We start from the raw sequence: 20,806 nt of genomic DNA, 5'->3' as shown, positions 1-20,806 counted from the left end.
GTTATATTCTATTCTTGATGATCAAATTCTAAACCAACTTATCCAAGACTTGGCATCTTTCACGCTTACCATATCATACGTTTTTTCTGACGTTTGAATTAGATAATACCCACTAGACTCATAAAGTTGCGCTGACATTTGAGCTACCGGGCCGGTTTTCGGCACGTCACCCAGAGTCCCTGCCATTGAGAAGATTATTCTGCCATCACTTGTAAAATTAGGTGTTCTTACAGCATCGCCATAGTGCAACGAAAGGCCACCATCCTCAAAAAATGCGGGAGCAAACAAATCGTATCCAGAACCGTATGCAGGTATGTACAGATACACCACGTAAGGAAAAGAATCAGAAGTTAATGTCTTAAGACCAAATGCATCATCTACGCCATTGACATGAAAACCGGATACTGAACGCCACTCGCCACCTGTAGCCTGCGGTGCATTCCACCATGCACGTGGAGCAGCACGATCTATTGACAAAGGTCTGATTGCTGTGCCAATAACAGAAGTTGTACCATTCACTGAAACTGATAACTGAGTGCGGGATTCATCCCAGGTAATTTTATTAAATCCGTTTATTGTATTGGATCCATTTACAAACGGTTTCGCAAAAACCAACCCTTCCGAATCATAATAATAAGTGGTGGTGAAAGTCCTCACAGTAGTGCCGTCAAGCCATGTCAGTTTAATTATTCTGTCCACCTGATTTACCGCAATTTCATAAGTGACACCATTAAATGTTAGTCTTTTAAAATAAACCTGGTATTTGGAAATGTTGTTAAAAGCAAGACCTGCTGCCTGACCACCACCATTGAACGCAGTTTGCTGCGCCTGAGTTGCACGGGTTAATATGAGCTTGCTTTGATTTTTCCTTCCTACAAAAACAATCCTGTCGGTCGTAACTGAGTCCGGATAAATTGCAAATTCAAAATCAGAAAGGAGCCCATCTCCGTCATTCCCGCCGTTCACCCCACCGTCAGGATCTGCCAACAGATGCATATAGCCATAAGTATCGAATATGAGTGTAGGTGTTTGCATGGCTTTCAGGCGGTAGCTGCTTTCCTTTGGCGTTTTTGCTGACGTTTCCGTAAAATCCGAATACATTGATACCCGATTTTTATCATCGAATTTCATGTAAAATCCATAACTGCTTTCGTTGCCTGGATATACCACCGCATTCCAGCCATAAGCCGCCTCAGACAATTGTTTTTCATAAGCTCCGAGAGCTTCATTCAGACGCTCGTCCGTAGTCTTTTCAAAAACAGATTCATCCTTATTTTCGCAGGACCAAAAGCCCGCCGAAAGCAGCAGAAAATATAAAATCGACTTTCTCATCAGGTAATATTTTTAAAAACTTCTTTAAATCCTATCAAAACATACTGACCATTGCAGCCCTTGTCTTTTTCTGCAATGCATAGAAATCAATGTTCCAGGAGTTTTTATAATAGGCCACAATCATTGCCTCTTTTTGTCTAAGTGCTGACTGAGCCTGTTCTCTGGTAGTTCCCTTTGCAGTGGTGCCTGGTGGTATTGCATTAACCATTTTATCAAAACCATCTTTACCTTCCATAAGCATCACCGCAATCATCTCCACAAAATCATCGTCGAAGTTGGAAGCAGAGTAAGCAGTCACAAAACCATCCCGCAACGCATCTTCGTCCCTGTAGTTGATCCAGTTGGCACCATAATACTTCCCGGCACTAATGGTCTTGTATTCCTGCGGATAGTTTTTGTTCTGGTGGAGGATATGGCCAAACTCATGTTGTATGACATGGAAAACAAAGAACTTGGCATAAAGCGAATCTGTTTCCGCCTTGTATCCCGGCATTCCCTTTACTTTAAATCGGTTAATTCCCATCATTACGATCTTACGTCCTCCCTCTGCCTGTCCACCAGTTACAGAGCCATCAAGATTGTATTCTACACTGCCTGAGAGCACAAAAAGTTTTGGGGAATACTTATTAAAAAAGACTTTCCCCGCCTCTTCCACATATGGTTTTGCCCATCCTTTGTCAATACTTGATAACAAAGGAATAACCTGAGCCTCATCTGCCGGAACAAGTGTTTTCAAAACGTTATCAAACTCGAACTGATCCCATTTATATTTCACTGAAATATTATAGGGGGTTGTCATATTGCTAAAAATCCAATCATCAATCGGACCTTTTACCCATTCATCACCACCAAGTCCTGGTATATTTTCAACATCACCAATTTCGTCCTCCTTACAAGACACCAGCACTACACTGCACAGGAGAAAGATACTTGAAAACAGTAATCCTGATAATTTATTCATATTTGTAACATTTAAAATCTTTCAATGTAATTCTTATCTCGCATTCAACTCCAAGCCAGAGATAGTAGCGCTTTGAGGTAACTGAAATACCCTGCGTGGATCATCTGCTCCGACAGAAGAAATAACATTACCGACATTATCAGTATGTTCAACAGGAACTGCAAATCTTTGCAAATCGAACCAGCGCATTCCTTCCTGCATAAATTCTGCCCTCTTGAAATCCATTATGGCATTGATTAGATTGTTGGCAAAGTTGTTTGACCCATAATAAGTTTGAAGCTTAGCCTGGGTAAGTGTGTGCGTTGACGCATGGTAACCCGATATCCTCTTGCTCAGGAACAAATTCAGATCAGCAAGAGCAGCTGCATTTTGGCTCGAAAACACCTTGGCCTCAGCTCGGTTAAAAAGGACTTCTTCTGCCGTAAACAGTGGTAGCATTACATAGGGAACACCCGTGTCTGCATTAACTGATTCTCGCACAAAATACTCATACCACTTAGGAACAAAATAATTATTATCTCCCTGATAATAAACCGGGTATGACCAGCTAGCATTGGCAGACACCATGGTTTCGCTGGAAAAAATCTCACGCTGCTTACCAAAAGAAACTCCAAAGCGATAACGAGGCATGTAACGACCAATCAATGAAGCCGTTTCGACAAGCAAGAGATTTGATCGCTGAGTTGCCTGTGAGTAAATGGTTGTGAGTTCGTCTGGCGACATATTTTCCATTGTCGTATTCCAGGGACGAAGATTGTCCACCACCGAAGAGCCTGGAAATGCAGCATTTGTATATTGTAAAACTTTGGCGTAATCTTTCTTGAAAAGGTAAAAGCGAGCAGCAAAAGCATTAGCAGCCGCCAGGTTGAAATGATATTTTGGTACAGTGTACGAACCGTCGCTTATAAGCGGTAGCCCTGCCAAAAGGTCCTCTTCAATCTTTTCGTACACATAAGCTACTGTCCTGCGTTCATACTTCTTAATTACCACATTTTCGGGTTCTGTAACATAAGGAATTCCCGGATCAGAGGCAGCGGTTTGTGCATTGTAAAATTTGCTAAAAAAGCTTACGAGCATAAAATGTGCATAAGCTCTGGCAACAAGAGCCTCTCCTTTTTGTGCATTAAATTGGACGGGATCTGCTGAGGAATTGATGATATGAAGAGCTTCGTTACTTACTGATATTGCTCTGTAACATTCAGCCCAGTAGGAATCCGGAGCATCAGACGTGCCAACAGGCGCATCTACCTCTTCAAAAAGAAAAGAGAAGCGATTGGTTTTATCATCTTCACCAACGCCCTTGTCTACCACATTATCACTCATGGATTCAGCCATAACCACATACCCGGACTGCGGATATGCAGTTGTCAATAACTGCGACACCTGTTTGGGCGTAGATATTGACGCGCGAGTACTGTCTGGCTCTTTGGATAAGAAATCCTCGCAGCTTGTCAGCATGGAGACAACCAGAAATATGGCTGCCACTTTCTTTGTTTCGTGTATGATCGACTTCATTGTCTTCCTATTATTGTCGCAATAATTTCGGGTTTCTAAATTGCTGTTCATTACAAAGTAAGTTTCAACGCAAGTGTAAATTGTTTTTGAAGAGGCTGAGCCACTCCACCAGCATTGAAAAACTCCGGATCCTGCCCTTTCAGCTTTTTATCAGAGTATAGCAATGCGAGATTACTGGATGAAAACTGAATATTTGCAGCAGTCAAACCTACTCTTTTCACAGCAGTCAAAGGAATTTTGTACGACAGCGCAATTGATTTTAATCTGATAAAGTCTCCTTTTGCAACTCGCTCGCGGGAGTAATTGTAAATACTGTAAGGATAAGTGCCCGCCAGGTATTGCTGATAAAGCTTATCGCTGATTGCAGGAACATCTGTCGGCCCTTCTTCTCCCGGAATTACCCATCTATCAGCAAATTCTTTGGGTGTTGCATCCAAGTCACTGAACGTCCCTCTGAAAAGTGGATTCATTCTAATTTTGTTTCCAGCCTGCCCGGTAAATAGTATATTGAGTGAAAGATTTTTGTAGTTAAAGGTATTATTGAAACCTCCTGTAAATGGCGGATCAACTGGTCCTTCGTATTTCAAATATCTCACATTTTGATCTTGCAAATACACATCCGAACTCACCTCGCCAGTTTCATTGACAAAAATCGGCACACCAGTTTCAGGATTTAATGATCTGTAATCAATAGAGAAAAGACTTCGAACTGGACGACCCGTAACATTTGCTCCTTCGGCTTTCACAAGATCAAATATTCCCGGATCATTGCTTACGTTGGTAATGAGAGTTTTCGCATATCCAAAGTTAATGGTAGCTCGCCAGTCAAAATTCTTATTCTTTAATACCACTCCACCAAGAGAAAAGTCAATTCCCTGCGACTCCATATCTGCGTAGTTGGCCACTTTATATATTTGACCACCTACACCCGAAGTTTTAATAAAATCGATCAGGTCGAAACTTTTACGGATATAACCGTCCATAGTGAGGTTAACCCGGTTGGCGAATAACCCAAGATCCAGCCCTACATTACCACTGTAAAGTTTTTCCCAGGTTAGTTCCGTATTCTCCAATGCAGCTAACTGTAATGATGATTCTTTCTCATTCGCAAAGGGACGGTTGGTAATGAAGCTTTGAAACAAAACGGAAGCATTGGATGCAGGACCGGTATCTGCAGATAACCCATAACTGGCCCTAAGACGTCCCATACTGAGCCATGAAAACTTTTTGATAAATTCCTCTCTGTCAAAATTCCATGAACCTGCAACTGTATAGGTAGGAAGCCATCTCGCTGCCGCCGACTTTCCAAATCTATTGGAACCATCATATCGCAGGTAAGCTGTAAAATTATATTTCTCGTCGAGTGTATAACCGGCACTACCATAGAAAGCAGCAAATCTTTCATACTCCTCCTTCATTCCATAATACGGGAAATTTGCCTCTATGGTTTGTTTCAAGATACGATAGTCAACAAACGGTGTACCACCCTGATCGTACTGAAACCCATATCCTGTATTGTTGTAATTCTGACGATTGGTGTACTTAACTTCCTGCCCTACAAGAAGATCAACAGTGTGTCTTTCAGCAAATGTTCTGTTATATCTCAGGTTGTTCCTGACATTATAAAACTTCATCTGATCTTCATTGCGATTATAGAATCCCCCACTCGGCAACACGACAACTGGAAATGCATTAGGATCATCAGGATCTTTATACAGGTATTTATTTCTGTCTGCAATAGTGGCATTATCTGCTGCTCTATATGCATTCGCCATATTTGAGTTTTCCGATATTCTATGCTCCTGCCCTGTTTGAATGTATCTCAAAGCACCAAGAAAATCATAGGTCAAATGGTCGGTAATTTTATATGAGAAATCTCCTTGCAGCCTGATATCTGCAACATTCAGGTTGATTTTGTTATTGGCCAGTTCATGGACAATGTTAAACGGCGCATAGTTTCTTCTAAAAAATTCAAGGTCTCCGTTTTCATCATAGGCAGTCAGCGTTCTGCTTGTATTCAGTGCGTAATTAAACGGATTGATATCGAAATCGCGGTCAAATCGGCCTTCAACAGGATTACTTCTACGGCTTAATGAGCCCGGGACCTGTTGGTTACGGATGGAGGCAAGAGTAGAAAAGCCAAGCGTTACACGATCAGACAACTTATAGGTATTTCTAAAATTGAGCGTGTACCTGCTCACTTTGTCCGCAATTGTCCAACCATTATCATTTAAAAAACTGGTTGAAAAATAAGACTGGGATTTATCCGTACCGAAGGAAATACTAAGCGAATGCTCCTGAACTAAATTTTGCTTATACAACACATCGAACCAATCGGTATTGGCTCTTCCATATCGAAGTAAAAATGCCTTTTTAGCTTCCGGAGTATTCTGAACAGGAAAATTTCCCTGATCATCACCCGATACAGAGTTGTAAAACTTCCCATATATTCCGTAGTCTGGCATGGACAGAATATCCGTATTCAGATAACCCTTCCTTTCTAATTCACCAAGAATCGAAAGTTGCTCCCCGGAATTCATGATGTTAAAATTGCGATAGGAAGGCTTCAACTGGGTACTAAAATTGCCCGAATAAGAAATAACAGGCTTTCCGCTTTTCCCTTTTTTTGTGGTGATTACAATCACACCATTCATGGCACGCGCACCATACAATGCCGCTGCGGCTGCATCTTTTAGAATATCAAATGTTTCTATATCATTCGGATTGAGCCCTGCAACAGCGGAACCCAATAATGTTGTTGGATCTCCACTCGAAAGCTGATCGTTGGAAATATTCACAATATCTTCCAGAACTACCCCATCAACCACCCACAATGGCTTATTTGCTCCATTTAGTGAAGTGGCTCCACGAATCCTGATTTTTGGTGCTGCACCAAACGTACCCGATACGTTTTGAATAGAAACTCCAGCAGCACGTCCTTCAAGCATTCTACTTACATCAGGAAGACCATCAATTCTAACATCTTCTGATTTAAGGGTTACTGCGGAACCGCTAAACTTATTTTTATCGATCTGCTGAAAACCAGTTACTACCACATCCTGCAAACCTACAGCGTCCTCGGTTAAGATGATGTTTACGATTCTTGATGCCGGTACTTCTTTTTGAATGTATCCGATCATGGTTACAACCAGGGATACTCCGGCTTCAACGCCCTGAAGTTCAAACTCCCCATTGGCATTGGTTACCGTTCCGTTTTGTGTGCCTTTTACTCTGACCGTAGAACCAATAAGTAATTCACCGGAAGTACTTTTAACGGTACCGCGGACGGGGATTGTCTGGGCGTCGGCATGAGAAGGTATCAGGAATAAAAAGAATACAAGGAAAATTGCACTCAGAGAATCCAAAAGCAGTCGGTTAGAACTACGGTTCCGATAAAAAATTTCCATACAAAGTGTAAAAGTCTAACGCTAAATTAATGGGTTACTGTCTGGCAGTGATGGTTTTCATGAAGTCAATAATACACATAAACTCAACAAAAAACGAGAAGTTTTTTTTGCAGCAAACGGCTACTTCATTTTCTAGTAAAAAAAGGGATACTTAGTGAAACGAAATCGTAAGACCAAAAGCCAAATTATAAATACTATTACGCTTGAACGCAGACTTTTGTGGAGATAAAAAATATTTATTCAGAGTGTCAAATACACTAAAATAGCGACTATCTCCTGGGTGCAGTCCGAAGTGCCAGACTGATCAGCTCGGCCGTATTTTTAACATTGGCTTTTCTCATAATACTGGCTCGCTGGTTGGCGACGGTATTGGCGCTGATATCGAACCGCTCGCCTATTTCTTTACTGCTGAGCCCTTCTGTAAGGCATTTCAGAATCTGCTGCTCACGCGGTGTGATAATTTTCCAGAGGGACGTTTCCTTTTGCTCTTCTGCTTTGGTTTCTGCCGGAATTGCAAAAGAGGCATTTTTCATAAAACTTTTGATAATAATCGAGGCGGCGTACGGCGGGTAATACAGTTCACCTTTGGCGACACTCCGAACAGCTTTCAGGATTTCATCGCGACTTGTATCTTTTTCCAAATATCCCGATGCGCCATTGTGCATGGCCGACAGGATATAATCTGGATTATTATGCATGCTAAAAACCAGTACCCTTACGTCAGGATACAATGGAAGCACCTGTTTGATCACTTCAATACCCGGCATGCGTGGCATGGTCAGATCCAGCAGGATCACATCCGGATCCACTTTCTCAATCATTTCTGCAACTTCATCGCCATCGGAAGCTTCTCCCGCAATCAGAATATCCTCTTCATCTTCCAGCAAGGTTATAATTCCCTGCCGCACAACAGAATGGTCGTCAACAACTAAAATACGTATTGGCATGAATTAAAGAATTTGGATTTCCTCCGGGCAAATGGTGACTACAAGTTTAGTGCCTCTTTCAGGATCAGACGTCAACGCCAGATCACCAGATAAAAGTTTTGCCCTTGTTCGCATATTTTCAATCCCATTCTGCATAAAAACGGAGCCTTGTTGGTTTTTCAAATTACGAATTAAAAATCCTTTACCATCGTCTTCAATATCCAAAATCACACAATTCCCATTTTCTTCCAATTTAATAACGACATTATCCGCCTCGGCATGTTTCAGTGTGTTATTGAGTGCTTCCTGGGCAATACGGTACAGGCCAATTTCTGTTTGCGAATTGAGAGACACCGTTCCCTCTAATCCTTCATACCTGATTTTCAAACCGGATAAATCTGCCGTTTGTTCACAAAGCAATTTCAAAGCCGCATTTAACCCAAAATCAGCCAAAACTGAGGGCATGAGATTGTAGGAAATTTGCCGGGTAGTCTGGATTGTTTCCTGAATCAATTTCACCAGTTGGTCAAATCTGTTTCGCTGCTTTTCGTCAGCAAACTGAACCTGCCTGAGTTTCTCTGCATGAAGTTTTAGACCTGTGAGCATTTGTCCGATTCCGTCGTGTAGCTCACGTGCAAAGCGTTTTCGTTCTTCCTCCTGTCCTTCAATCAGCGCACCCGTCCGGATGCGGTCTTCAGCGAGTTGTAATTGATACTTTTCTTTCTGTATCCTGGCAATGTGATTTTGCGCTTCCAGCAACAATTTGTTTTTATCTTCAAGCTCGGTATTTGCCTTCAATAGTGCTTCCTCCGATTGAGACAGCAATCGTATCGCGCGCCTGGTCTCATTCACAACCGGCCTGAAAATCAGCAGACCTTCCGCTAAAAGAACGATGATGGTCATGATATCCATGATCCATTCTATCCGTTCAAGGTTTTTTAGCCGCTCATAGCTTTCCTTGTCAAATTGGAAAACGATTTCATTCATTTTTGATAAAAAAACCGGTTCCATTTCCAGAACAGTGGCCAGCTCTTTCCGCTTCTCTTCAATGGCTAAATCCGAATTATCTATTTTATCAAATGCCTGATACATTGTTTCAAAAACCGGATTGAGCCGGGCGAACATGGAGTCGAGCGGAGCGCTTTTCCAGACAACAGTCTCCTTACCAACTAGCAGTTTTTTTTCGGCCAGCTGGTTGTGGTTATTTTTCCAGGCGTTTAGCAACGAATCATAGCGAACTGAATCGGCATGCGGGATTTGCCCGATCTTCACAAGCGCCAGTTTGGTAAGGCGCTGGCTCAGCATCCGTTGCCGGCCCGCAACATTTACTACTCGCCCATCGTAATTGAGACTGCTGATGGTTTTTCTGATCAAAAAAAGACCTCCCAATGTAAGCAATGCCACCACCACAAGTGCCACAACATAAAAACGCGTGAGACTTCCGGCCACGCGTTTATCAATTTTCTCCATAAATTTTATAATCCTACATACACCTGATTTTCTTTCACCATAATTGGAAAAGTGTTGATCTTGTACGATTCGTCATTCAGGCATTGTCCGCTTTGCAATGAAAAGGTTTTTTTGTGAAAAGGACAAGCCACTTTTGGTTCTTCACCCTGGCTGCCGATCATTCCACGCGAAACCGCCATTTGCTGTCTGTGCGGACACATGTTGTCCGTTGCGTACCACTCTCCTCTTCTGGCAAAGTTAAAGATAGCAATTTGTTTGCCTTCTATCAGCGCACATCCGCCGCCATCGGCAGGAATGTCTTCCACATGGCAAGCCTTGTGCCATGTAATTCTGTCTTTTGTGTTCTTTACAGGTTCCATGATTTTTCTGGTAATCCCGGGACTGCGCCCGGGTGTGATAGATGTATACTTCTGCCCTCTCAGAATCACAGGGCGATGTCTTATTCTCGGTATCCATACGGCGATGCCTTCTGTCTCGATATTCATAGGGCGATGCCCTATGTTCAGGTATGTAGGCCTTTCAGGCCAGCGTAAATCCTAACTCCCTCATTCTTAACTTCTTAATTCTTCATTCTTAACTTCTTAATTCTTCATTCTTAACTCCTTCATTCTTAACTCCTTCATTCTTAACTCCTTCATTCTTAACTCCTTCATTCTTAACCCCCTACACCCACTCCTTCACTCTCTTCTGCTCGCGCATAGGCTCGAATTGGATAGAAGGATCTTTAACGGAAACATTCACGAAGTGAGAGAAACGTTTCCTTAATTCAGGACTATCAACCACTTCTTTCCACTCGCATTGATAAACATCAATCAGTGCCTGCATGTCACGTTCAAGATCTGCGGCTACTCCAAGAATGTCGTCCACCACCACGGCTTTGAGATAATTGATACCACCTTCCATTTTATTAAGCCAGGTAGCAGTTCTGGTAAGTGGGTCAGCAGTTTTGATGTAGAACATTAAGAACCTGTCTATTAATCTGATACAAGTTTCCTTGTCCACATCCGTAGCGATAAGTTGCGCATGTTGCGGCTTAGATCCGCCGTTTCCGCATACATACAGGTTCCATCCTTTCTCGGTCGCAATAATCCCAAAATCCTTGCTTTGTGCTTCTGCACATTCACGCACGCATCCTGAAACGGCCGATTTCAATTTGTGTGGAGAACGAAGACCCTTGTATCTATCCTCGACTTCAATGGCAAATGATACAGAATCTTGCACGCCAAAACGGCACCAGGTTGACCCCACGCAGCTTTTTACAGTACGTAGAGATTTTCCGTAGGCATGCCCGCTTTCAAAACCAGCGTCAATGAGTTGCTCCCAGATATCCGGCAAATCGCCCAGATGTGCTCCGAAGAGATCGATACGTTGTCCACCCGTAATTTTAGTATAAAGCCCATAACGCTGCGCTACCTGACCAATCACGATCAGTTTTTCAGGCGTAATTTCTCCACCCGGAATCCGCGGAACTACGGAATACGTACCGCCCTTTTGAATATTCGCCAGATAACGGTCATTGGAATCCTGAACCGTACCACGGTCGGCCTTCAAAATACTTTCGTTCCAAAGGCTGGCAAGTACAGACGCTACCAAAGGTTTACAAACCTCACAGCCGTCTCCTTTACCGAAATGATCAAGCACGGAACCATAGGTCCGCAAGCCTTCCATTTTTACCAGATCCAGCAATTCCTGGCGTGAATGGTCAAAATGCTCGCAAACCACATTGCGTATATAAACACCTTTTTCTTTTAAAACACCCTGAATGATGTCTTTCACCATCGGCACACAGCCTCCGCAACCTGTTCCTGCTTTGCAGCATTTCTTAATTGCGTCAATGGTGGTATGTCCATTTTCACCCACTTCATGACAAAGCATTCCTTTTGTAACAGCTTCGCAAGAACAGATCAATGCATCATCAGGAAAGCTCATCACTCCCGCTCCCGCTTCTTCACCACCACGTGAACCTAAAATCAGATCTTCGGAATCGGGAGGAAGAATTGTTTTGCTCTTGCAGGTTTGCAGCAACATATTGTATTGCTCTGCATCACCGACCAATATTCCACCCAGAAGTTCTTTTCCATCAGGAGAAACATTGATACGCTTGTAAACGCCTTTTGCTTTGTTTTCGTAGCGAATGGTTTTGCAGGCTGGCTCTTCGATAAAAGGATCCCCGAAACTGGCTACGTCTGTGCCGATCAGTTTCAGCTTGGTGGACATATCGTAAGGCAAAAATTCCTTTGAACCGCCAGTTAGATAAGTCGCAACCACTTCGGCCATTTCATAGCCCGGAGCGATGAGTCCGTAAATCATGTGATGCGCCAGTGCACATTCCCCGATAGCAAAAATATCCGGATCAGAAGTTTGAAGATGATTATTCACAACAATACCTCCTCTTGGATGCGTTTCCAGACCTGCAATTTTAGCCAGCTCGTCGCGCGGACGGATACCAGCAGAAATAACCAGCATATCTACTTCAAGATACGAGTCGGCAAACTGCATTCCTTCAATACAATCGCCTCCTTTTATTTCCTGCGTACTTTTCGATAAATGAATATTCAATCCAAGCGACTCCAACTGACTTTGCAGCATTCTGGATCCTGCATCGTCAATTTGCCTTGGCATCAGTCTTGGTGCAAATTCCACCACATGCGCCTCCTGCAAACCTAAGTCAAGCAGTGCTTTTGCTGCTTCCAATCCCAGCAAACCGCCACCCAACACAGCTCCTTTTTTTGCTTTTTTTGCAAAAGACTGTATCAGTTCCAGATCCTCTATAGTTCTGTATACAAACACCCCATCTTTTTCAACACCAGGAATAGACGGAACAAATGCACCCGAACCAGTTGCCATAATAAGATAGTCATAATAAACTATGTGACCGTGATGGGAACGCACCAGTTTTTCAGTGCGATCAATATCAACAACCGGATCAGAAAGAAACAGCCTGATACCGTTTTCCGCATACCATTCCGATGGCGCCATAGTAAGATCGTCCGCAGATTTCCCTGCGAAATATTCACTCAAATGTACGCGATCGTAGGCTGCACGAGGTTCTTCGCCAAAAACCGTCAGTGTAAATTCCAGATCTTTTTTCTCTTTGGCCAGCAATTTCTCGCAGAACTTGTAGCCTACCATACCATTGCCTACGACTACGATATGGATGGTTGTTTGTGCTTTCATAGTCATTAATAACTATATATTTTGAATAACCTTGTTTTTTTATTGCAATATTTCAAGAATAAATTATTCCCATTCCTTAATACCACAGACCAAAATTAAATCGCATTTTTAGCATTTCCTAATTTTTTATTCGCCAAACAGATAATTTTTAAACATATATTTTGGTAAAAGTATTGTTTTTAAAAATTTAGACCTTAATTTTGAACCAACAATTAGATATAGTTATGTTTTACTATACATAGTACATTTCTAATATTCACCATATATAATAAAGAAGCGATGGAGGCGAAACTTACATTGGTTGGAGCAGGTCCCGGAAACGGAGAACTTATTACTTTGAAAGGATTGAGAGCTTTGAAAAATGCAGATGTTATTCTTTACGACGAACTGGCAAACGCCGAACTTCTGGAATTTGCGCCAGAGCACGCATTGAAAATGTATGTTGGTAAAAAAGCCGGTGACGCCTCTTTTTCGCAGGAAGAAATAAACGGATTGATTGTCAGGCTTGCACGTAAGCGCGGACATGTGGTGAGGCTCAAAGGAGGCGACTCATTCGTTTTTGGTCGTGGTCACGAGGAAATGGAATATGCCAGAGAACATAATATATCGGTTGAGGTAGTGCCCGGCGTTTCGAGCTGTATAGCGGTTCCGGCCTCTATGGAAATTCCGGTTACAAGAAGAGGAGTAAGTGAAAGTTTCTGGGTAATAACCGGCACCACCCGCAATGGTGAACTTTCTGACGATATGCGATTGGCGGTTCAGTCAAAAGCAACGGTGGTTGTACTGATGGGACTCAGCAAATTGCAGGAGATATGCGATCTGTACAAACATTTCGGACGCGGACATTTGCCGATGGCTGTGATTCAGAATGGAACAAGACCTGATGAAAAAAGTGTAATAGGCCAGGTTTGGGAAATGCCCTATCTGGTGAAGGAAAACAAAATCAGCACTCCGGCGATTATGATCATGGGCGACGTAGTAGCCCTGCACCCATCCTACGCCATGGAGTATTTGCAGAGTGTTCATAGTGCTGTTTAAAGCAATTACATAAACTGGATTACACTACCAAGTTTGTCAGTCTGAGCCTGTCGAAGACCGAGCAGCCAAGATTGAATTAATGAAAAGTCAAACATACATTTTGACATTGATCGCATAGATGGCAGGGGAGCTACCATTGATCCACTAATAAAATACTGAAAATGGCTGTAGCAACTTCATTGCCCGCACTTCGACAAGCTCAGTGTGACAAGAGGGTCTCATTTTGAAAGTATTAAAACATTTATCATTAGCACTAGTATCAAAAAAACCACTTTTAACAGCCGCGCTTATTTCCATTTTCATTTTAAAAAATCAACCTGAATGAAAACAGCTATTTACATTTTTACAGTTAGCCTGGCTTTGGTTTTCCACCTTAAACCATCGACTTCCAATGCGCAGATCAGTATTTCTGGACAGCTTCGCACGCGCTCAGAATTGCTGCATGGACAAGGAACGCTTTTGTCCAAAGGCGATGATCCGGCCTTTTTTACCTCGCAGAGAACGCGATTAAATGTTGGTTACAAAGGATACCGCACACAGTTTTACGTATCGGCTCAGGATGTAAGGGTTTGGGGACAGGATGCTTCTACCAACAACCGGCTCACCAATGCGAACCTGAACGGACTAATGCTGCACGAAGCCTGGGGAGAAATTAGTTTGCTGGATACGAATCAAACCAAACTTGGAAAAGAGTTTTCTGTCAAAATTGGCAGACAGGAGTTGATTTATGACGATAGCCGTTTGCTGGGAAATCTTGATTGGTTACAACAAGCAAGGAGGCATGACGCGATTTTGCTCAAATACAACAATGCCGGATTCACGACACATTTAGGCGCTGCGTATAACCAGAACCGTGAACTAAAAACGGGTACGTTATTTGACGGTGCTCCCAATGGATACGCGGCGGGTACCAACGGAATTGGCACCATGTACAAGTCGATGCAGTTTGCCTATTTGGGCAAAAAACTGAAACAGGGAAATGCATCCTTTCTGATTTTAAAAGATGATTTTCAAAAATATTATTTGAATGAAACCGGCGTAAAGACCCTGAGCAAAGGAACCTGGAACCGGGTTACTTTGGGACCGTATTTGCAAACCAAAATAGGCAAAAGCTGGAATGTGAACGCATCAGCCTATTTACAAACCGGAAAAGACAAAGACGGAACGAGACTGAATGCCTACATGTATTCTGTAAGAGGACTCTACGCCGCCAACCCTATTTTCTCTTTCGGACCAGGTTTTGATCATACCTCAGGAACGTCGGTTGGCTCCACAAAAAACGGAAGTTTTGATCCCTTGTACGGAACACCTCACAAGTTTTGGGGGCAGATGGATTACTTCTATGCAGCCAACGGTTTTGGCAAAGGCGGACTATCGGATCTATACATTCATTCGACCATCAAAGCATCTGAAAAGTTGTCAATCCAAACGGATTTGCACCAATTTACCAGTGCATCTCAGATCAGAAATACAAGTGACGAAAATCTTTCAGGAAACCTGGGTAATGAGCTGGATATTATCGCCACTTACAACCTGACCAAAACGGTAAGTTTTCAGGGAGGCTATTGCACCTACTTGTCTACCAGTAGTTTGGCACAGATAAAGGGCGTAAAAGACCCTCAAAAAATGGCAAACTGGGCATATTTAATGATTAATATCAAGCCGGAATTTCTAAAATAGCTTTGAGCTTTTAGCGATTGGCTATTAGCTTATTACACCTACAAATAAAGTATTAGCTCAGGCTGAAAAGCAGGACAACACCAACACGAATTTCAAATAACCAAACGCATGGAAACTACAAATAAACCACTCGAAAAGTTAAATATTTTCAGTTTTAAAGGTGTTCAAATGCGCACCTTCCATCTTACCTGGATGGCATTTTTTCTTTGCTTTTTTGGCTGGTTTGGTCTAGCTCCGTTGATGACTATTGTCAAAACGGATTTGGGATTAACCAAAAGTCAGATCGGGAATATCATCATCGCTTCGGTAGCCGCCACAGTTGTGGCCCGAATCGCGATCGGCAAACTTTGCGATACATGGGGACCAAGGAAAACGTATTCCGCTCTTTTGGCGATATGCTCCATACCTGTAATGACGGTTGGTCTGGTTCATTCTTATGAAGGCTTTCTTCTGTTCCGACTTGCAATTGGTGTTATCGGCGCATCTTTTGTGATTACACAATACCACACGTCGGTGATGTTTGATAAAAAAATCGTTGGTACTGCCAATGCAGTAGCTGGCGGATGGGGAAATTTGGGCGGAGGTATTACCAACATGGTCATGCCGTTGATCTTCGCAGGATTTATCGGAGCAGGCTATTTGCCGGAATCGGCATGGAGACTTGCTATGATCGTACCAGGTGTAATGTTGCTGGTTTTCTCAGTAATTTATTATCGCTACACCAAAGATACGCCGGCTGGTAATTTCGAAGATTTGGAAACTGCCGGTCCGGCTACTGTGAAAAACAAAGGTTCACTAGCCATCGCCGCCAAAGATCCTCGTACCTGGGCACTATTCCTTGCCTACGGAGCCTGCTTCGGAATTGAGATCACATTTGACAACATTGCAGCACTTTACTTCTTTGAAAATTTCAACACATCACTCGCATTGGCAGGTATTCTGGCAGGAACGTTTGGATTCATGAACCTGTTTGCCCGTGCCGTAGGAGGTATTGTGGCCGATAAAGTAGGAGCCAAATTTGGCATGATCGGCAAAGGAAAACTTCTTGCCGGACTGCTTGCACTTGAAGGGATTGGCATTGCATTATTTGCTCAAAGCGGCAGTATTGTGATGGCAGTGGTTACCATGTTGGCATTTGCCATGTTCCTGAAAATGGCCAATGGCGTTACCTATGCAATTGTTCCTTTTGTTAACCAAAAAGCAATTGGCTCAGTGAGCGGGATAGTGGGTGCCGGTGGAAATGTGGGCGCTGTATTGGCAGGATTCCTTTTCAAATCAAGCGCAATCACCTATTCACAAGCATTTGTATACATCGGCGTTGCCATTGCATGTGTTGCTGCGGTTGTTGCACTTATCAATTTTGACAAGAAAAGCGAAGTTTTGACAGGGGTTGGAGCGATGGAGACGGCAGAGGCTTGATGTAGTATTTCTTATCCTGTTATTGCGGTGCGCTGCACCTGAATACTTTCAAAAATTAACATTAGTGCTACAAATATTTCGGTGCTCTGCACCTGTTAAGCGAACAAAACGAAACAAAATGACTTTGATTGAAGCAATTTTTTAAGGCTCAGAGAGCCGGAATATTTGTAGAGAAATAAGCATTAAGAAAACCCAAGGTGCAGCGCACCGAAATACTAGTTCTGAGGATTCAATCAACCAATTAAACCATGACACCTACATCAAACTCCTTTAAGTCAACCTGTTGCTATTGCGGCGTGGGTTGTGGTGTAGTTATTCATAAGGGAAATAACGGCCAGCTGGCTTTGGAGGGCGATAAAGATCACCCTTCGAGCAAGGGAATGCTTTGCTCCAAAGGCATGAATCTGCATTACACGGTCATGGATCAGTCGGACAGGCTGCTTTATCCGCAGATGCGCATGAATCGATCCATGCCTTTGCAGAGAGTGAGCTGGGATGATGCTTTGGAAAGAACAGCGGCGGTATTTAAAACTTTTATCAAAAAATTCGGTCCTGATTCCGTAGCATTTTACGTCTCAGGACAATGCCTCACGGAAGAATATTACCTGATTAACAAACTTATCAAAGGTTTCATTGGCTCAAACAATATTGATACCAATTCCCGCCTTTGCATGAGCTCCGCTGTGGTTGGTTACAAACTTTCATTGGGAGAAGACAGCGTACCGGTTTGCTACGACGACATCGAAGAAGCAGATGTTTTTTTCGTTGCAGGCGCCAATCCGGCATGGTGCCATCCTATTCTTTGGAGACGTATTGAAGCGCATAAAGCTGCCAATCCGAAGGTAAAAATCATTTGTGTTGATCCACGCAAAACCGATACAGCCCGTTCGTCAGATCTGCATTTGGGTATCAACCCAGGCACAGACATTGTACTGAACAACGCAATTGGGCGCATTCTGATTGAAAATAATCACATCAATGAAGATTTCATTGTAAATCATACGGATGGTTTTGATGCGTTTCGGGAAAAGGTTTTTCAGCGCACCATTGAGGAAGCTGCCGAAATTTGTGGTGTTAATTCGGATGATATTCATGTGGCTGCAAATTGGATCGGTCGGTCGAAGGGATTTTTATCTCTCTGGACAATGGGACTGAATCAGTCGGTGATCGGTGTCAACAAAAACCTTTCCCTGATTAACCTCCACCTCATTACCGGTAAAATAGGAATTCCTGGAAACGGTCCTTTTTCTTTAACCGGACAACCCAATGCAATGGGCGGTAGGGAAACAGGCGGACTGGCCAATATACTTCCGGCGCACCGCGATGTCACCAATGCAGCTCACCGGGAAGAAATGGAAACATTTTGGAACACTCCCGTAAAAATCGCCAACAAACCGGGGCTAACTGCGACGGAAATGTTCGAAGCTTTGGCCGACGACAGACTTAAAGCGATCTGGATTATTAATACCAATCCGCTGGTGAGTATGCCCGACGTACACACTGCTGAAAAAGCGCTTAAAAATGCCAAGTATGTCGTAGTTCAGGATGTATCTAACCGTGCCGATACTGTTGCCTATGCCGATGTGGTGCTCCCGGCGGCAGCCTGGCTCGAAAAAGAAGGTACCATGACCAACGCCGAAAGACGAATCACGCATTTACCAAAAGCAATAGATGCACCTGGTGAAGCATTGCCTGACTCAGAAATCATCTGGCGTTTTGCAGCAAAAATGGGTTTTAGTGAGTCATTTAATTACAAAAATACATCGGAGGTTTATGACGAATATACCCAAATCACCGCCGGCACAACTATCGATGTAACCGGTGTAAATTATGACCTGCTAAAAAGGGAACGAAGCATCCAATGGCCGTTTGCAAAGGAGAACGGAATGAGGAGAATGGAGAAAGAACACACTAGCCTGAAAGACTTCCATCCCTCAGCCCATGGCAACGCCGTGGGAACACCGGAACGAATAATTAACCCGGAAATCGGAACAAAAAGATTATTCACCGACCACCAATTCTACACCCCCAACAAAAGAGCCCAGATTTTTGCAGTAAACGACGAAAACACCTCAGAGCCAACAGACAACGATTTTCCATTAGTACTCACCACAGGACGGATACGTGACCAATGGCATACGATGACAAAAACGGGCAGGGTGGCAAAATTGAACCAGCATACGCCACAGCCTTTTTTGCAAATCCATCCTCATGATGCAAAAGAAAGAAATATTCAGGAAGGACAGCTAGCTGTTGTAAAAGGTCGTAGAGGAGAAGTTCGGGTAAAGGTGCAGATTACGGAAGATGTAAAAGCCGGGCTATGTTTCCTGCCCATGCATTGGGGTAAAATCCTTGGCAGCTCTTTGGGAAGAGCTAATAATTTGACCAGCTCGTTGGTAGATCCTCGTTCGAAAGAACCCGATTTTAAGTTTTCAGCCGTACAGGTTTTGGCATACAAAAAACCATTTGAAAAGATCATTGTAATTGGTGCTGGATCTGCCGGTTTGGGATTCATCAACACCTATCGCTCTCTAAATCAGGAAGACGAAATTCATGTTTTCTCAAAAGAAATATATCCATTTTACAATCGGGTACTTCTCCCCGACTACATCAGCGGGGCACAATCCTGGGAGCAACTGGTAAAACTCAGAGAAGATCAGTTTGCCGAAAACAACATCATCGTTCACAAAGGAATTGGCATTGCCCACATTGACCGGAAAAACAAAACTGTAACCGATAGTAATGGCAATGAGCACAGTTACGACAAGCTGATTCTGGGTATGGGAAGCAGAGCTTTTATGCCAAAAGGCGTTCCGAATCTGCCGGGAATTTTCAACATGCGTTCCCGATTGGATGCGGATTCTTTGTTGCCATTTCTGAAACAACCTGAACCACATGCCGTGATTGTGGGAGGCGGAATTCTGGGTCTGGAACTGGCTGCTTCGTTCCGTGAAATGAACGTCAAAGTAACTGTCATTCAGCGCAGCGGGCGCTTGATGGAACGTCAGCTTGATCCATTGGCAAGTGAATTGTTGTATCAGGATTTGCAGGATCGCGGTGTTGAGATATTCTTCAACGATGAAGTTTCAACCTTCACCGGCACAGATAAAGTGCAGGGTATTCATCTCAAATCCGGACGAAAAATTGATTGTCAGGTGGTGGTAATGGCCATTGGAACGGTACCTACTATTGAACTTGCAACGGGTACCGGACTGGATTGCAAGAGAGGAATTGTGGTAAACGATTACATGCAAACATCTGATGCTGATATTTTTACAGCAGGAGAAATTGCCGAATGGCGTGGACAGATGTGGGGGATCACGCTGGCTGCCGAACAACAAGCCGAAGTAGCCGCAAAATATATTTCAGGCGATATTTCTCAGCCATATAAAGGAAGCACTTCCATGAATATCCTGAAAATGGAAGGATTGCACCTATGCAGCATTGGTATGACTGAAGTTCCGGCTAACGATAGCACCTATGAAGAAATCGTCTTCATTGATAAATCGAAAAGATATTACAAAAAATGCATTGTGCATCGCGACAAGCTCGTTGGCGCCACGTTGATCGGGGACAAAAATGAGTTCCTGGAATTTAAAGACCTCATCGCCAATGGTATCGAACTTTCGGAGAAACGTCTGCAATTGCTCCGGGCGAGCCAGAAAGCGGATCCGATGGTCGGAAAACTGGTTTGTTCTTGCAACAATGTCGGAAAAGGAAATCTGGAAAAAGCGATACAGGAAGGTTGCAACGACTTTCAGAAACTTTGTCAAAAAACAGGCGCCGGCACTGGCTGCGGCTCATGCCGCCCCGAAGTAAGGTCAATTTTAGAAAAAATGAATGAAGAAATCCTGGTCTAGCCGTTGGCCTGAAAGGGCTCC

At 43.3% G+C, this 20,806-nt stretch carries 12 protein-coding genes; 4 read left to right on the top strand and 8 right to left on the bottom strand.

Translation table 11 applies throughout. From position 1 onward, the window contains the following. Positions 1-21 precede the first annotated feature (21 nt). From LZG71_RS09250 to nirB, 8 genes are all read right to left on the bottom strand, one after another. Complete coding sequence (locus LZG71_RS09250) at positions 22-1,332, bottom strand: DUF4302 domain-containing protein (protein ID WP_233819320.1); 1,311 nt, start codon at positions 1,330-1,332, stop codon at positions 22-24. 34 nt (positions 1,333-1,366) lie between these two features. Beyond that, positions 1,367-2,293, bottom strand: a complete 927-nt coding sequence (locus LZG71_RS09245) for a putative zinc-binding metallopeptidase (RefSeq protein ID WP_233819318.1) — start codon at positions 2,291-2,293, stop codon at positions 1,367-1,369. A gap of 33 nt (positions 2,294-2,326) precedes the next feature. Next, complete coding sequence (locus LZG71_RS09240; RefSeq protein WP_233819316.1) at positions 2,327-3,808, bottom strand: RagB/SusD family nutrient uptake outer membrane protein; 1,482 nt, start codon at positions 3,806-3,808, stop codon at positions 2,327-2,329. Positions 3,809-3,858: 50 nt separating this feature from the next. Then, positions 3,859-7,215 carry a SusC/RagA family TonB-linked outer membrane protein gene (locus tag LZG71_RS09235; protein ID WP_233819314.1) on the bottom strand — a complete coding sequence of 1,119 codons (3,357 nt, stop codon included), beginning with the start codon at positions 7,213-7,215 and terminating at the stop codon, positions 3,859-3,861. Between the two features lie 269 nt (positions 7,216-7,484). Further along, positions 7,485-8,162, bottom strand: a complete 678-nt coding sequence (locus LZG71_RS09230) for a response regulator transcription factor (protein WP_233819312.1) — start codon at positions 8,160-8,162, stop codon at positions 7,485-7,487. 3 nt (positions 8,163-8,165) lie between these two features. Further along, a complete protein-coding gene (locus LZG71_RS09225; RefSeq protein WP_233819310.1) occupies positions 8,166-9,611 on the bottom strand; it encodes a histidine kinase in 1,446 nt (481 codons plus the stop codon). A 5-nt stretch (positions 9,612-9,616) separates the two neighbouring features. Further along, positions 9,617-9,970 carry a nitrite reductase small subunit NirD gene (nirD, locus tag LZG71_RS09220; protein ID WP_233819823.1) on the bottom strand — a complete coding sequence of 118 codons (354 nt, stop codon included), beginning with the start codon at positions 9,968-9,970 and terminating at the stop codon, positions 9,617-9,619. 304 nt (positions 9,971-10,274) lie between these two features. Beyond that, positions 10,275-12,788: a nitrite reductase large subunit NirB gene (nirB, locus tag LZG71_RS09215; RefSeq protein ID WP_233819308.1), complete on the bottom strand. Its 2,514-nt coding sequence runs from the start codon at positions 12,786-12,788 to the stop codon at positions 10,275-10,277. 279 nt (positions 12,789-13,067) lie between these two features. Between nirB and cobA the strand changes: the two genes are divergently transcribed. The 4 genes from cobA to LZG71_RS09195 all read left to right on the top strand — a co-directional run bounded on the left by cobA (position 13,068) and on the right by LZG71_RS09195 (position 20,785). Beyond that, complete coding sequence (gene cobA / locus LZG71_RS09210) at positions 13,068-13,826, top strand: uroporphyrinogen-III C-methyltransferase (RefSeq protein ID WP_233819306.1); 759 nt, start codon at positions 13,068-13,070, stop codon at positions 13,824-13,826. Positions 13,827-14,147: 321 nt separating this feature from the next. Then, entirely contained in the window at positions 14,148-15,506 is a 1,359-nt protein-coding gene (locus LZG71_RS09205; protein ID WP_233819304.1) for an alginate export family protein, read from the top strand. Positions 15,507-15,614: 108 nt separating this feature from the next. Further along, on the top strand, positions 15,615-16,925 hold the full coding sequence (locus LZG71_RS09200; RefSeq protein WP_233819302.1) for an MFS transporter: 1,311 nt from the start codon (positions 15,615-15,617) through the stop codon (positions 16,923-16,925). 248 nt (positions 16,926-17,173) lie between these two features. Further along, positions 17,174-20,785, top strand: a complete 3,612-nt coding sequence (locus LZG71_RS09195; RefSeq protein ID WP_233819299.1) for a nitrate reductase — start codon at positions 17,174-17,176, stop codon at positions 20,783-20,785. Positions 20,786-20,806: the final 21 nt, after the last annotated feature.

The sequence above is a fragment of the Dyadobacter sp. CY312 genome, assembly GCF_021390535.1.
In the GTDB taxonomy this organism is placed as follows: Bacteria; Bacteroidota; Bacteroidia; order Cytophagales; family Spirosomataceae; genus Dyadobacter.
This window is presented reverse-complemented; position numbering and strand designations above follow the sequence as displayed.